Here is a 14,131-nt window from a genome sequence, read left to right as displayed (position 1 = left end):
CGGTGAATGCCGACCGAGGCAGCCGAGGGGGACGTGGGATGTCGTATGGGCCTACCCGGGAGCTGGCGACGGGGTGGGAGCGGCTGTTTCCGATTCCCCGGGACGTGGCGGATTCCACCGTCGCGGCGAGTCTGCGCGCGCGATGGCCGCTGGTCGCGCGGGATCTCGGGAGAGCCTTCGTTCTCGTGCCCGCCGGGTCCGGGGTGCTCGGGGTCGCCGCATGGCTCACCGCACCGTCGGTGCTGTGGCCACTGGCATATCTGCTGGTCGTGGTGGGTGCGCACGGCTGGGCGATCCGTTGGGTTCGCGAGCGGCTCTGGCCCGCTGGTCGGTGGCCGTGGGGTGCGGTGGCCTATCTCGGGCAGTTCGCGATGGGGGTCACAGGGCTGGCTGTCAGCGAGGGAACGTGGCCGCCCGTCTGGCCGGTCTTCGTGAGCCTGGCCGCGGCCATCGCGTCGGTGGCGCTGGCCGAGCTCGCGCGGAAACGGATCCATGGCGCTTCCACGGCGCATCTGGCCGAGTCGGCGCAGGAGATCGTGATCCGGATCCAGACCTTCGAGCACCGGCACCGATTCGGCGAGAATCCCCGGCGGCACGGGACCTACAACGTGCAGGTCGCCCTGGTCGGCGACGTTCTCGTCGTGCGCGCGCACGATCGGCTCGGGCCGCAGCTCTCGGGCTACCCACCGCAGATCACGCCGTTGCTGCGCATCGAGTTGCGCTGTGTCACCGCGGTATCGGTGCGGCCGTGTCCACCCGAACGCTACCCGTGGTTCCAACTGCCCGACGGACGCCCCCTGCACGCGAACGACACGGCGGCCGTCCTGGTGACGACCGCCGTGCCGGGTCTTCGTCTGACGATTCCGAGTCCGGATGCCGAGCTCAACGCCGAGGTGATCCGGCGTCGTATCCGGTGGTACGCGGGCTACGGGTTCCCGCGTCTGCCCTGATTACTTCGTCGGGCCGAACACCACGCCCGCGAGGGTGTAGGCGAGGTTGATCAGCTGGCTGGTGGCGGCGCTGTTGTCCATGCCGAGGGACTGGGCCATGGGCATCAGCAGGTTCATGAGCGTCATCACCGGGCCACCCATCGAACTGCTCAGCGAGCTGACGTCCGGCGTCGACTCGTCCGGTGTCGCCTGGGACTTCGGCGTGGTGCCGCGTTCGCGCGGAGTCGGTGCCGGGGCGGAGGGTGCTCCCGGCGGCGCGGTACGGACCGGGGCGACGGGCACCGGGTCAGCGATCGGGGCGCGCGCCGGGGCCGGTGCGGGCGGCGTCGCGGGCTGAGACGGCGTCGGCCGACCCGGAGGGCGCGGGGCTCCGACCGGTTTGGAGTTCGCCGGGGCGGAGTTGTCCGCGTGAGCGGTCCCCGGACCCGCGCTCGGCGGAGTCGACGGGACGGAGGTCGTAGTCTTGGCGGCACCGGTACTGGGCGCGGACCCCGGGGCGGCCGGACCCGAATCCGATTCGGCCGGAACCGAACCCGGCACGGGACCCGAGCCGAGCCCGGGCACCGGCGCCGAGTTCGTTCCGCCGGACGGCGCGCTGCCGGGAGCCGCGTCCGTACCGGGCACAGAGCCGAGCCCGGCCGGAGGAACAGCACCGGGCGTCGGCACAGCATCCGCGCCGGGCACCGGAACCAGCCCCAGGCCCTGAGCGGTCCTCGGAGTGTGGGCGGCGTTGGGCACGGCGGGCGGGACAGCACCGGGCGTGGGAACAGCGTCCGCGCCGGGGACCGATCCGGGGCCAGCCGGAGCACTCGGAGCCGGGACCGCGTTGGCGCCGGGCACCGAACCGAGCCCCGGCGGAGGAACAGCGCCGGGCGTCGGCACGGCATCCGCACCGGGCACCGGGACCAGCCCCTGAGCCTGAGCCTGAGCAGGGCCCGGACCGTGGGCGGTATTGGGCACAGCGGGCGGGACCGCCGCGGTCGGGGGAACCGCGCCGGGGACGGGTCCGAGACCGGTCGGAACACCCGGTGCGGGGACGGCGTTCTTACCGGGTACCGAACCGAGACCAGCCGGAGGAACAGCGCCGGGCGTCGGCACAGGGTCCGCGCCGGGCACCGGGACCAGTCCCTGGGCGGGAGCAGTGCCCGGAGTCGGCACGGTGTTGGGCACGGCCGACGGGGCAGCGCCGGGCGTGGGGACGGCGTCCGCGCCCGGGGCCGGGACCAGGCCGTGGCCCTGGGTCGGAACGCCGCGTGGAGCCGGGGCCGCGTGCGGCATGGCCAGCGGAACGGATGTATTCGTCCGGGCCGGGCCTGTCCTCGGCACCGAGTGCGGGCTGTCCGAAGGGACGGCTTCCTCTGTGGGAGCGGTGGCTTCGCCCGGTGCTGGCGTGGAGCCGGGCTCGGTAGCGGGGGCTGAGTTCGAGGTGGCGCCCGGCGTCGGAGCGGTGTCCTCAGGGGCGGGAACCGCGTTGGGCTGAGCGGGTGTGGAGTCGGTCTCGTCCGGCGTGGGTGCGGTGGTCGCCTCCCCCTCGACCGGCGTGGACTCGGCCTCGCCGGGGGCGGGTGCGGCACCAGCCTCGCCCTCGATCGGCGTGGACTCACTCGGATCGGGTGCGGCCTCAGCCTGGCCCTCAGTGGGCGTGGTGGCGGCCGTGCCCTGACCGGGTGCGGTGCCAGCCTCGCCGTCGGTCGGCGTGGACTCGGACTTGCCCGGAGCGGGTGCTACACCAGCCTCGCCCCCGGTTGGCGTGGACTCACCCGGATCGGGTGCGGCCTCAATCTGGCCCTCAGTGGGCGCGGTGGCGGCCGTGCCCTGACCGGGTGCGGTGCCGGTCTCGCCCTCGATCGGCGTGGACTCGGGCTCGCCCGGAGCGGGTGCGACACCGGTTTCGCCCTGGGTCGGCGTGGCCTCACCCGGGGTGGGTGTGGTCTCAGCCTGGCCCTGGGTGGGGACGGTGGTGTCGTTGCCTTGGCCGGGCGCGGTATCGGTATTGCTGGGATCGTTGGCGTCGACCTGCGCGGGGGTCTCGTCGGCGATCTGGGTGAGGATCCCGCCCATGCCGGGATGTGAGCCGAGGATCATCGAGGCTGCCTCTGGCGCCGGGACATCCGTCGGACCAGCCTCCGTGCCAGGAACATCCGTCGGAGCTGCCTCGGATGACGGGGCGGAATCGCTCGGGGCCGGGTCGACGCCGTTTTCGGGGGTCGGGTCGGCTGTGCCTTCCGGGGCGTCGGGCGGGTCCGCCGGGGGCGGGGTGTCGCCGGGGATGGTGAGGCCGCCGGTGGAGCCGGTCGGGGGCTTCGGGGCGATGGGGGACGGGCCGTTGGTGGCCGGATCCGGCTTCTTCTCGCCGGGGATGGAGAGGTGGCCGCTGGAGCCGGTCGGGGGTTTCGGGTCGTCGGCGACCGGGTGGCGGACGGCGGCGAACAGGCTGATCGGGGCGGCGATTTCGGCGGCGGCGGGGGCCGGGGCTTCGTCGGGAGCGAGCTCGTCGGCTGGAGCGGGCGCCGGGGCCGGGTCGTCCGCCGGAGCGGGTGCCGGGGCCGGGTCGTCCGCCGGAGCGGGTGCGGGGTCCGCGTCACGCGCCGGAGTGGGATCGCCTGCGGCGGCCGGAGCCGAGTCGCCTGCCGGAGCGGCGGGAGCGGGCTCGTCGGCCGGGTTGGGCTGCGGTGTGGCGGGATCGGCCGAGAGCGGAGCGGCGGGGTCCGGCGCGGTGGCACCGGGCTGGTCCGACGCGGGATCGGTATCCTGCGCGGGCGCGCCGTTCGCCTGGTCAGGTGCCGGAGCACCGTTGGCGTCCGCGGCGGGCGGTGCGTCCGGGCCAGCGCTGTCGGCGGGCGCACCCGCAGGCGGAGCTGAAGGTCCGGCGCCCTCAAGAGGCGCTGTTCCGGGCTCGGTCCCAGCAGTACCGGGGTCGGTCGCAGCGGTACCGGACTCGGTCCCAGCGGTGCCAGGCTTGGTCCCAGCGGTTCCGGGCTCGGTCGCAGCGGTGCCAGACTCGGTCCCAGCGGTACCCGGCTCGGTCGACTCCGTACCGTTCGGGCTCACACCGGGAGACCCGGCGGCCTGATCCGACTCGACGACCGGCGTCGTCCCGGCGACGGGCGCGTTCATCAAGAACCCGACCACCCCGGTGGCGATCGCGACGGCGTGCTTCAACTGTCCTTCGCGCGATTCCAGCAGGGCCGCGTCCTCGGCGTTGGCGCCGTTGCCCATCTCGACGAAGACCAGGGGGACATGGGTCAGCGCGGGGCCAGCGATGTCGGCGCGGGTCTGCAGGCCCTCCTGGACACCGGCGTAGGTGGCCGAGGTGAAACCGGCGGCCCGGTAGGCGTCGCGCACCGAGGCCGAGGCCGCCCGGCCCGCGCCGGACTGGGCCTGTTCGGCGGCGGTGTCGGGGATCGGCAGTTCGGGGATGATGAGGTGGAAGCCGCTCAGGTCGGCGGGGGCGCTGTCGGCGTGGATACTCACCGCGATCTGGGCGCCCGAGGCGTTGGCCGCGCGGGCCCGATCGTCGACGCATCCGCCCCAGCCCGAGTCGTCGCCACGGCTGAGCACCACCTCGGCGCCCAGTGCCTGCAGCGACGCCTTGACCAGCTGTGCGACCTCCCAGTTGATGGTGTGCTCGGGGATGCCGTGCAGCGAGGTCATGCCGGTGGTCTGGCAGTCCTTGGTGCCGCCGCGGCCGTCGTCGACCTGGCGACCGAGGTCTTCGGCGTGATCCGGTCCTTGGTGACCGGGATCGAGGAAGATCGTCTTCCCCACGAGTCTGTCGGCTGGCTGCCCGGGTGGCGCCGCGTGGGCGGTCACGGGCATCAGCCCGGACAGCGACACCACGACCGCGGCGGAGACAGCGGAGCAGAGACCGGCATTGATGATGTTTGGTTGCATATGTTCGGTCGGCACCCCGGGACCGGAGCACCCCTCCCTTCCCATTGGTAACACCAAACCCACTGGTTCACTCTTGCAACGAGCGTTACCACAGATCAAGCACCGTTACCGAAATGCAACAGCGAATAAGAAGGAAAAAGCGCTGGTCAGACGCCCAGATGCGCGGAAATCGGACGCGTCAGGCAACATCGGGCAACTGACGCAGCGAGCGCAGTGCGTAGTGCACGCGGGTCTTCACGGTGCCCACCGGAATGCCGAAATCCGCTGCCACTTCCCGGTATCCACGATCGCGCAGAATCACCTCGACCACAGCGGCCCGCTGCGGCTCCGGCAGCAGCGCGAGCAGGTGCTCGACGAGCAGACCGTCGATCAGTCCGTCCGCGAAATCCGGTCCGCCGCAGCCGGGCAACTCGGTGATGTCATCCCAGCCCACGTCACCGGGCCGGGCCGCCCGCGCCCGCGCGATATCGATCAGGACATTGCGTTCGATCGCCGAAAGCCACGCCCGCACAGTGCCTTTGCGCTCATCGAAGGCCCCGCACGCGCGCCAGCCGCGCAGCAGGGTCTCCTGCACGGCGTGTTCGGCCAGGCCCCGGTCGCCGAGGCTGCGCATCGCCCGCCAGTGCAGCAGGCCGTGGTCGGCGGCCAGCACGGCCGCCAGCCCGTCTCTGGTGCACAGTCGCGCGCAGTGCGCGCCGCAGGGTGTGTCGGTCATATCGATGTATCGCGGGAGCGGCCCTCGATGACAACGCGGTTCTTAAGCCGGTCTTCAGAAGACTGCTGGCTGTCCGCGCGACACTTTTCTCGCGAGCCCGGCCGGGCCTGCTCCAGGAGGGGGGAGCAGGGCTGCCGGGCTCGCCCTTTTCGGCGGCTTCCCCGATTCCCCACCCACGACGGCGGCGCGGCGACGACAATCGCGGCGAGGAGCTGTTACGTGGACATCCATGCATATCCGACCGACGCGCAGACGCCGGTCGACCGGGCCGAGGCCACCCGCATCGCGGCCGATCACCTTCCCGCCGACGCGCCGGGAACCGAACGCCGGATCACCGAATTCCCCGACGGTTTCGCCGTTTTCGCGGTGGTGCCGTCGCACGCGCCGCCCGATCTGCCGGTGCCGGTGGGCGGTTCGGTGTATGTGATCGACAAGCGGACCGGCGCCGTGTCGGCCTGGCCGACCTATCCCCCGTCACTGATCGCCGCACGGTACGCGGCCGACCGGGTGATCGTCGAGGAGACCTGGCCCGACCCGGACTGAGCAAGCTCACCACGAAGCCCACCCGGAGCCTAGGCTGGTAACCGCCGGTGACCAGCCGCGATCACCCGCGCGCGTCGTCGTCGACAACGAAGGAATTGCACACATAGCGATGTGTGCATACGATAGCCCTCGATCGAACCGCAGCAGAAGGGGAACGCGATGGGCGCAGGACACGGGCACGACCACGGAGTGTCGGTCGACAGCGATCGGCGCTGGCTGGCGGGCGCGCTGGCGGTGATCGTCACCTTCCTGATCGGCGAGGTGATCGTCGGCGTCATCGCCGATTCGCTGGCGCTGCTCTCGGACGCGGCGCACATGACCACCGACGCGGCCTCCATCGTGCTGGCTCTGCTGGCGATCCGGCTGGCGGCGCGTCCGGCGGCGGGACGGATGACCTTCGGCTGGAAGCGGGTGGAGATCCTCTCCGCCCAGGCCAACGGGTTGACCCTGCTGCTGCTGGCCTTGTGGCTGGGTTACGAGGCGATCCGCAGGCTGTTCGAGCCGCCGGAGGTACACGGCACGCTGGTGCTGATCACCGCGCTGGTCGGCGTGGTGGTCAATGTGCTGGCGACCTGGATGATCAGCAAGGCCGACCGGTCCAGTCTCAATGTCGAGGGCGCCTACCAGCACATCCTCAACGATCTGTTCGCCTTCATCGCCACCGCGGTGGCCGGTCTGGTCATCATTCTCACCGGTTGGGCGCGGGCCGACATCGTCGCCAGCCTGATCGTGGTGGTGCTGATGATCAAGGCGGGCATCGGGCTGATCCGCGCGTCGAGCCGCATCTTCCTCGAGGCGGCGCCCGACTATCTCGATCCCGCCCAGGTGGGTCGCGACATGGCCGCCCGCGAGGGTGTCACCGAGGTGCACGACCTGCACATCTGGGAGATCACCTCCGGCTCGCCCGCGCTCTCGGCGCACGTGCTGGTGGAGCCGGGCCACGACTGCCACGCGGTGCGCGAGGACATCGCGCACATGCTCGACCACGAGCACCACATCGGGCACGTCACCCTGCAGGTCGACCATGCCAACCCGAAGGTGCTCGACATCGGCGCCGCGCGTCCCGACGAAGGCCACTGCGGCGAGTCGCACGGTCCGAAGCACGTGCCCGGTCGCACCTCCACGCACTCGCACTGAACGCGGGAAGGCCCCACACCTCGTCCGGGTGCGGGGCCTTCTCGTAGGTCACGCGGTCAGGGCGGACCTGGTCGTCACATCGACCTGGGGGCTGGATCAGCCGCCGAAGGAGCCGGTCCACAGGGTGTCGACGATGCCGTGGAGCGCGGCGCCGAGGGTGTCGAAGAGGCCGTTCAGGGCGGCGCTACCGGTGTCGATGATAACGGGGATCATAAGAATTCCTCTGTTTCTCGATAGGTCCAGCCGGGGCTGGCTTACGAATGGCATATCGACCCCCGATCGCCCCGGGTTACGAATTCGGCGATTTCGTGACGACGGTAACAGTTGAGGCAAAAACCTATCACTACCAGGGCTTTTCGCGTGATACACCATGTTCCTGAGGCGAATATGAGAGCCCTCTGAGATTCCTTTTGCGCCATCCGATAAGGACACATTCCAGATGCCCCGAGAAATAGGGGCACCGCTACATTCCGTCACACACAACCGGGAATTCCCAGCGCACGCCGCATTTCGTGGACCGATTCAGTGCGGAAAGACGCGCGGGGGTCGCAGCGCGAGCCCCACCCGGGACTCCCCGATCCGACGGGCCACGTCCTCGACCGTGACGGTCCCCTCGAGTCGCTCCAGATACCGGTTCCGACGGGCGAGTCCGACGAGGTCGAAGGTGAAGTACATGGCCATCAGCGGATTGACGAACAACTCCCCCACGCGCGTCCGCCCCGGCACGGCCACCTCACCGTGCGCCCCGGCGAGCGCGGCCGCGATCTGGCCGTTGACCAGGCTCGGCCGCCGTGTCTCCCGTGCCGCCGCGTCGACCGCGTCGCGGTAGACCAGGGCGCCGGGCGCGTCACCGGGGATCGAGAAGGCGCCCAGATACGCCCCGGCCGCGTCCAGGTCGGCGATGTTCTCCAGGACGTGGACATGGTTGACGCCGTGGAAGCTGTCGATCCCGAACCCCAGGCAGAAGACCTGCCGCTCGAGACCGGAATCCAGACCGGCGACGGCGGCGAGACTGGCCAGGTCCTCCTCGGGTGTGCCCAGCCGTTCCTCGTCACCGCGCAGGAGGATGTCGGTACCGCCGTCGACGAGGACCACCGCGTCCAGCGCCAGACGCTCGGCGAGCACCGCCGCCCGCGCCCGCCAGGAGAACACTGCGATGATTCGCCAGGCGGGCGACGGCGCGGGGCGTGAACAGGTCCGGGGTCACGCCGGGTCGGCGGGGGCCGGGAAGGTGTGGATTAGCTCGATGGGGCCGAGGAGGTGGGCGTTGAAGTCGTCCAATTCCTCGGCGGGGATCCAGTATTCGAGGATGTCGCGGCCGCCGACCTGGTGGACTTCGTGGTTCGCCAGGTAGGCGGTGTCGACGGTGAAGCGGGTGACGTACCCGGAACCGGACGCGGGAACGTTCCAGTCGCGGGCGATCATGATCGCGTAGTCCTCGGTGAGCACCGGGTAGAAGATCGGCTGGTCCGGCAGCCGGGGTGGCCATGCGCGCCACCCGGATTCGGCCACCAGGGCGAGCTCGGCGGGCCCGGTCGGACGCCACAGCACGGTTCCCTCGTCGATCACGATCGCCACCCCCTCTAATTTTTGGTCATTGGCACCTTAACAAGCTCCGGGAGTGGCGTCGAGGTGAATTCCGGGTCCGGTGCCGAGGGGAGGTGGCCGCCGGTGAGCATGCGCAGAGCCACGCCGAGGAAGGCGAGGTGGGTGCGCAGCGCACGCGGGCCACCGATCGCGGAGGCGACCGTGGTGGTGCCGGTGGGGGCCGCGCGACCGGCGAACCGGTCGGCGAGCCAGTCGAGAACCACGGGGACGACGAGGAATTCGAGCGGCAGGTGCGAGCCGCGGCGGATGCGCAGGTAGTGGACGGTGGCACCGGCGCGACGGTAGCGCTCGACGTGGGCGTCGATGTCGGCCACCGCGATCACCTCGTCGCGCACCCCCTGCACCACCAGTAGCGGCGCGGCGGGCGCGCGGGTGCCGGGTTCGATGTCGGCGAGGATGCGGCACAGGGCCGGTTCGGCGAGCAACCCGTCCAGACCGGCGCGCAGATGCCCGCTGACATCGCGGCGCAGGAACCGCAACAGCAGCGCGAAGGTGCTGCGCTGTTCGGCTTCCCCGAGCAGCGCCTGGTAGCGGTCGTCGAGGTGATCGCGCAGCACCTGGTCGAGTTCGGGGTAGGCCTGGCGCAACCCCGCCACGAAGGCGGCGGGGAACCCGGCGAACCAGCCGCCGTTGAGTCGCACGAAGGCCGCGGCCGGATCCCCCACCGGCGACCCGGCCGCGGCCCCGACCAGCCGCAGTTCCGGCGCGTACTCGGCGGCGAGTTCGGCGGCCCAGGCCGTCGCGAGCCCGCCGCCCGAGTACCCCCACAGCGCCACCGGTGCCGAGGCGTCCAGCCCCAGCGGCGCGAAAGTCAGTGCGGCCCTTGCTCCGTCGAGGGCGCGGTAGCCGGGCTCGCGGGCGGCGCCGAACCGCCCACCGAGTCCCTCGTGATCGGGAACCGAGACCGCCCAGCCCTGCCGCAACGCCATCGCGATGATCGGCAGTTCCAGCGGGGCGATCGAGCCCATCGTCTTGGCCCCGCGCCGCAGCGCGTAGGACGGGAAGCACTGCGGGGCAACGGCATCGATCGCGCACTGGAACGACACCAGCGGTCGCGAGCGGGCCGGATCGGCGTCGGCGGGCAGCAGCACCGTCGTCACCGACACCTCCGGCCGTCCGTCGAGATCGCAGGTGCGATACAGCAACTGCCAGGCCGTGATCCGCTGCGGCACCAGCCCGAACAGCGCGGTCTCCACCGGCCGGGCCCGCACCACCTCGCCCGGCGCGAGCGACTCGACGGCGGGCGGGGCGGCGTAGAACGGGTCGTCGGGCGGGAGCAGCGGCGCGGTCCGCCACGGCGACGCGAGCAGATCGGGACTCACAGGCTGCCGCCGCCACCGAGGAACCACGGGTTGAACGCGCACGTCAGCTCCGGACCACGCGTCGGATCGAGCGCGCGCAGGGCGATCGAGGCCGAGCGCGGCGAGTACATCATGGTGAGGTGGTCGGAGATGTCCTGTTCGCAGCCCGCCTGCAGGGTGATGTTGTCGACGGTGGCGTCCGGACCGGCGGTGAGGAAGGTCCAGTCGTAGGGGTTCATCACCTCGTCGTAGCGCGAACCGACCGCGGTGTAGGCGACGCCGGGCACGGTGTCACCGTTGGCGTTGAGGGTGTCGTAGAACGGGGAGCCGACCGCCTGCTCGATATTGCTGATCCCGACGATCGGCCGGTAGAAGCCGAGGATATCGATCCCGGCGTTGTTGATCATCCGACCGAGGGTGGCGATGCCCATCAGCGAGGTGCCGTGGTGGGTGGCGCCGAAGGTGACGAGCTTGCCGACCTTGTCCTGGCCGCCGCCGAACTTCAGGTAGTGGTTGGCGATGGTGCCGCCCTGCGAGTGCCCGATGATGTCGACCTTGTCGGCGCCGGTCGCGGCCCGCACCCGGTCGATGAAGTCACCGGCCTGGCGGGCGGAGTCGACCATCGGTCCCACCCCGTTGCGGCCGGGCAGGATGGCCCCGACACCGCCGCCTTCGATGAGCCCGGACTTGCCGTAGTTCAGGGTGAACACGCAGAACCCGGCCTCGGCCAGGCGCGGCGAGAGATAGGAGAAGGTGTCGAAGGCGTTGAGCCAGGTGCCGTGCAGCAGGACCACCGGGTTGGGATGCGCGGCCGAGGGCTTACAGTCCCAGCGGTTGGCGCCGGGTGGGGCCGCGTCGGGGTGCAGGAGGCTGTAGGCGAAGGCGGCCAGCGGGGCGGTCATCGCCGGGCCCTCGCCGAGCGTGTCGGTGGCCCGGCTGGCCGCGGCCGAGCCCGTGCCGCTGCCCGAGGCGCTCCCGGAGGCGCTGCCGGTGTCGGCGATCGCGGTGGGCGTGCGCCCGTCGGCCGCGGTGGCCATCGTGGAGTCGAGGTAGGCCGCCAGCGAGGCGATGGTCGGCTCGAGCGTGGGTTCCGCCGTGGCGGGGGTGGTGCCGAGGGCCGAGGCGGCGGTCAGGCCAGCGGCGATGCCGATGCCGCAGAGGGCGCGGCGCAGGGTGTGCGTTGTCATGGTGTCACTTCCGTCGAACAGCGCCGACGAGCAGTGTCGCTTCGACGCGCTCTGCGAATCTATGACCCGCGCCACACTGCTGTCACTGCACCGTGCACCGAGAAAACCGCGCGATGGTTGTCGCCGACGCCAAGTTCTGTGCGTTTTCGACCGGCCGGTCCCATGCCGCCCTGTCCTCGGACACAATCGAGTCATGCTCGCCGAACACCCCGTTTCCACCCGCCCCGCGCTGACCGCGCGGTTGCTCACCCGCTGGCCCCAGATCGCCGAACGCATGCTCGCCGAGGGGCTGGGCGCCACCGCGCCCGCCGAACTGCCCGCGGGACACTTCACCGCCGAGGTGCTGCCCACCATCTACGCCTGCGGGCGGGCCGTGCTCGAGGCGATCGCCGCCGACCGCGAGTTCACCCAGGCCGAGGTGGCCGCGTTCGTCGGACCGGTCGCCGAACGCCACGCCGAGGACCGGCTGCCGCTCCCGATGCTGATCGGCGCGATCCACGGGTCGGCCCAGTCGGTGCTGGCCGAGGCCTCCGCGTTGGCCGAGCCGACGGAGATGGCCGAGCTGATCGTGGTCGGCAGCCGCCTGCTCGAGCTGCTGCGCCACATCAACATGACCGTGGTGGAGACCTACACCGAGGTCGAACAGTCGATCTATCACGCCGAGCGGGAGGCCCGGCGCGAACTGTGTTCGGCGCTGGTGCGCGGCCTGCCCGCCGAGGAACTCGCGGCCCGGGCCGACACCGTGCTGACCGAGCAGTACACCGTGCTGGCCATCCACCTGAGCGAACCCGCCCGCGCGGGCAGCGCCGCCAACCTCGTCACCCGCCGCCGGATCCGCGTTCTGCAACGCGCGCTCGACGAGCTGACCGGCACCACCACCCCCGCCACCTTCGACGGCGCCAACGGCATCGCGCTGATCGGCAACTCCTCCGAGACCGATGTGCTCGACCCCGCCCAGTTCGACGCGCTCGCCACCCGGCTGGCCGAGCAGTTCGGGGTGACGGTGTATCTGGCCGAGTTCTCCGGTGTCACCCGCGAGGCCATCCCGGCCGCCGCCAAGGACGCCGCCGAACTCACCGAGCTGGCCCGGCTGCGCGGCCGCCCCGGCGGCTGCTACCGCCTCGACGACCTGCTGCTCGAATACCAGCTCACCCGCCCCGGACCGGCCCGCGGACGCCTGGCGCAGCGCGTCGTCCCGCTGCTGTCGAGCCCCCATCTGATCGAGGCACTCGAGGCCCATCTGCGCCACGGCGCGGACCGCAAGACGGCCTCGCGACGCATCCACGTCCACCCCAACACCTTCACCTACCGGCTGCGCCGCATCGCCGAACTCACCGGCCTCGATCCGGCCGACCCGACGGCCTCGCGCATGCTCGCCGCCGCCCTCACCGTGCACCGCCTCGACGCGGTCCCACGCCTCGAGGAGTAACCGACGGGCTCCGGTTGTTGCTCATGGACATGACCATGCCGGTGCTCTACCTGTCCCACGGCGCGCCACCGCTGATCGACCACGCGACCTGGCCCGCCGAACTGGCGGCCTGGGCCGGGGAGTTGCCGCGGCCGCGCGCGATCCTCATCGTCTCGGCGCATTGGGAGTCGGCGCCGGTGAGCATCGGCGCGACCAGCACGGTGCCGCTGGTCTACGACTTCTGGGGCTTCGACCAGCACTACTACGACGTCCGCTACCCCGCTCCCGGCGCGCCCGAACTCGCCGCGCGGGTGCGCGCGTTGCTGGGCGGCGAGGTCACCGAGGAGCCCGAGCGTGGGCTCGATCACGGCGCGTACGTCCCGCTGACCCAGATGTATCCCGACGCCGACATCCCCGTCCTCCAGGTCTCGGTCCCCACCCTGGATCCCCGGGAACTCCTGAAGTTCGGCCGCGCACTCGCGCCCCTGCGCCAGGAGGGTGTCCTGCTCGTCGGCAGCGGGTTCTTCACCCACAATCTGCGCGCGATCACCGGCGACGACCGGCAGGTGCACACCTTCACCGCCGAGTTCGACCAGTGGGGTCGCGAGGCGCTCGACGCCCGAAACATCGACGCCCTACTGGATTTCGAGCACACCGCGCCCGCCGCCCGGCTGGCGCACCCACGCACCGAGCACTTCGCCCCGCTGTTCTTCACCCTCGGTGCCGGTCTCGATGATCTCGACTCGTTACGCACCGTCATCGACGGCTATTGGCTGGGCATGGCGCGACGCTCGATACAAATAGGGTGAATGAGATTCGGGCACGAAAAAACCCGCTATTCGGCGTGTGCTCCGAATAGCGGGAATTTCGTTTCCCGACAAGGAAAGTCTCGGGGTGGCAGCGCGCTTTACAGGTAGGCGCTGCAGACCGGCCAGGCGCCGGGACCCTGTGCGGCCAGCACGTTCTCGGCCACGCGGATCTGCTCTTCACGGCTGGCGTTGTCGGCGCTACCGGCACCACCGTAGGCCTCCCAGGTGCTCTGCGAGAACTGCAGACCGCCGTAGTAGCCGTTACCGGTGTTGATACCCCAGTCGCCGCTGCTCTCGCACTGCGCCACGGCGTCCCAGTTGTTGGCCGAGGCGGTGGCGGTGGTCAGACCGGCCGGAACGGCGATCATGGCACCGGCGACAGCGGCGAGGCCCAGGGCACGAGTGGTGAACTTGCGATTGAAAGACATAAGGATTCCTACCTGCGCCCACCGGCCCGGCTGGTGACGATCGCCGTGTCCCTGCCCCTCAGGAATGTCGGGGATCCTCGAATCGCGGGGCAGGCTTTCCGGTGTTCTGCGATTCGATTCGGCTCGGGTTGTTGTTCAAGCCGTGATCGAA

11 protein-coding genes and 1 pseudogene are annotated in these 14,131 nt (G+C 71.0%); 5 read left to right on the top strand and 7 right to left on the bottom strand.

Features of this window, described 5'->3' with window-relative positions; translation table 11 throughout:
* Positions 1-104: 104 nt before the first annotated feature.
* A complete protein-coding gene (locus tag QC180_RS16370; protein WP_278263587.1) occupies positions 105-950 on the top strand; it encodes a hypothetical protein in 846 nt (281 codons plus the stop codon).
* Here the strand turns inward: QC180_RS16370 and QC180_RS30360 are convergent, their stop codons facing one another.
* Together QC180_RS30360 and QC180_RS16360 are read right to left on the bottom strand one after the other, a co-directional pair.
* Positions 951-4,844, bottom strand: a complete 3,894-nt coding sequence (locus tag QC180_RS30360) for an N-acetylmuramoyl-L-alanine amidase (RefSeq protein WP_474646460.1) — start codon at positions 4,842-4,844, stop codon at positions 951-953.
* A 178-nt stretch (positions 4,845-5,022) separates the two neighbouring features.
* Entirely contained in the window at positions 5,023-5,559 is a 537-nt protein-coding gene (locus QC180_RS16360) for a sigma-70 family RNA polymerase sigma factor (RefSeq protein ID WP_278263586.1), read from the bottom strand.
* A 219-nt stretch (positions 5,560-5,778) separates the two neighbouring features.
* Between QC180_RS16360 and QC180_RS16355 the strand changes: the two genes are divergently transcribed.
* Positions 5,779-6,102, top strand: a complete 324-nt coding sequence (locus QC180_RS16355) for a hypothetical protein (RefSeq protein WP_278263585.1) — start codon at positions 5,779-5,781, stop codon at positions 6,100-6,102.
* 159 nt (positions 6,103-6,261) lie between these two features.
* Positions 6,262-7,239 (top strand): cation diffusion facilitator family transporter, encoded by a 978-nt coding sequence (locus QC180_RS16350; protein WP_278263584.1) that lies wholly within the window; start codon positions 6,262-6,264, stop codon positions 7,237-7,239.
* 522 nt (positions 7,240-7,761) lie between these two features.
* Here QC180_RS16350 and QC180_RS16345 read toward each other — a convergent pair.
* The 4 genes from QC180_RS16345 to QC180_RS16330 are packed head-to-tail and all read right to left on the bottom strand — an operon-like array spanning position 7,762 to position 11,335.
* Positions 7,762-8,391 carry a DUF1152 domain-containing protein gene (locus tag QC180_RS16345; protein WP_278263583.1) on the bottom strand — a complete coding sequence of 210 codons (630 nt, stop codon included), beginning with the start codon at positions 8,389-8,391 and terminating at the stop codon, positions 7,762-7,764.
* Between the two features lie 51 nt (positions 8,392-8,442).
* Entirely contained in the window at positions 8,443-8,808 is a 366-nt protein-coding gene (locus QC180_RS16340) for an ADP-ribosylation/crystallin J1 (protein WP_278263582.1), read from the bottom strand.
* 14 nt (positions 8,809-8,822) lie between these two features.
* Positions 8,823-10,169, bottom strand: coding sequence for a lipase family protein (locus QC180_RS16335; protein ID WP_278263581.1), 1,347 nt, complete (start codon positions 10,167-10,169; stop codon positions 8,823-8,825).
* Entirely contained in the window at positions 10,166-11,335 is a 1,170-nt protein-coding gene (locus QC180_RS16330; RefSeq protein ID WP_278263580.1) for an esterase/lipase family protein, read from the bottom strand. Before QC180_RS16330 ends, QC180_RS16335 begins: the two co-directional genes overlap by 4 nt.
* A 193-nt stretch (positions 11,336-11,528) precedes the next feature.
* Between QC180_RS16330 and QC180_RS16325 the strand changes: the two genes are divergently transcribed.
* Both QC180_RS16325 and QC180_RS16320 read left to right on the top strand, forming a co-directional pair.
* The gene (locus QC180_RS16325; protein ID WP_278263579.1) at positions 11,529-12,764 is read left to right on the top strand and encodes a PucR family transcriptional regulator; all 1,236 of its coding nucleotides are present in this window, start codon (positions 11,529-11,531) and stop codon (positions 12,762-12,764) included.
* Positions 12,765-12,787: 23 nt separating this feature from the next.
* Positions 12,788-13,552 carry a dioxygenase family protein gene (locus QC180_RS16320; protein ID WP_278263578.1) on the top strand — a complete coding sequence of 255 codons (765 nt, stop codon included), beginning with the start codon at positions 12,788-12,790 and terminating at the stop codon, positions 13,550-13,552.
* 101 nt (positions 13,553-13,653) lie between these two features.
* Here the strand turns inward: QC180_RS16320 and QC180_RS16315 are convergent.
* A pseudogene (locus QC180_RS16315) lies at positions 13,654-13,980 on the bottom strand (transglycosylase family protein); the annotation flags it as partial.
* Positions 13,981-14,131 lie beyond the last annotated feature (151 nt).

It is taken from the genome of Nocardia anocheti (assembly GCF_029675105.1).
Taxonomy (GTDB): Bacteria; Actinomycetota; Actinomycetes; order Mycobacteriales; family Mycobacteriaceae; genus Nocardia.
This window is presented reverse-complemented; position numbering and strand designations above follow the sequence as displayed.

Excerpts from the sequence above, each read along its gene's own strand:
- QC180_RS30360 (WP_474646460.1), bottom strand. The coding sequence starts at position 4,844 with ATGCAACCAAACATCATCAATGCCGGTCTCTGCTCCGCTGTCTCCGCC.
- QC180_RS16360 (WP_278263586.1), bottom strand. The coding sequence starts at position 5,559 with ATGACCGACACACCCTGCGGCGCGCACTGCGCGCGACTGTGCACCAGA.
- QC180_RS16350 (WP_278263584.1), top strand. The coding sequence starts at position 6,262 with ATGGGCGCAGGACACGGGCACGACCACGGAGTGTCGGTCGACAGCGAT.
- QC180_RS16330 (WP_278263580.1), bottom strand. The coding sequence starts at position 11,335 with ATGACAACGCACACCCTGCGCCGCGCCCTCTGCGGCATCGGCATCGCC.
- QC180_RS16325 (WP_278263579.1), top strand. The coding sequence starts at position 11,529 with ATGCTCGCCGAACACCCCGTTTCCACCCGCCCCGCGCTGACCGCGCGG.
- QC180_RS16320 (WP_278263578.1), top strand. The coding sequence starts at position 12,788 with ATGGACATGACCATGCCGGTGCTCTACCTGTCCCACGGCGCGCCACCG.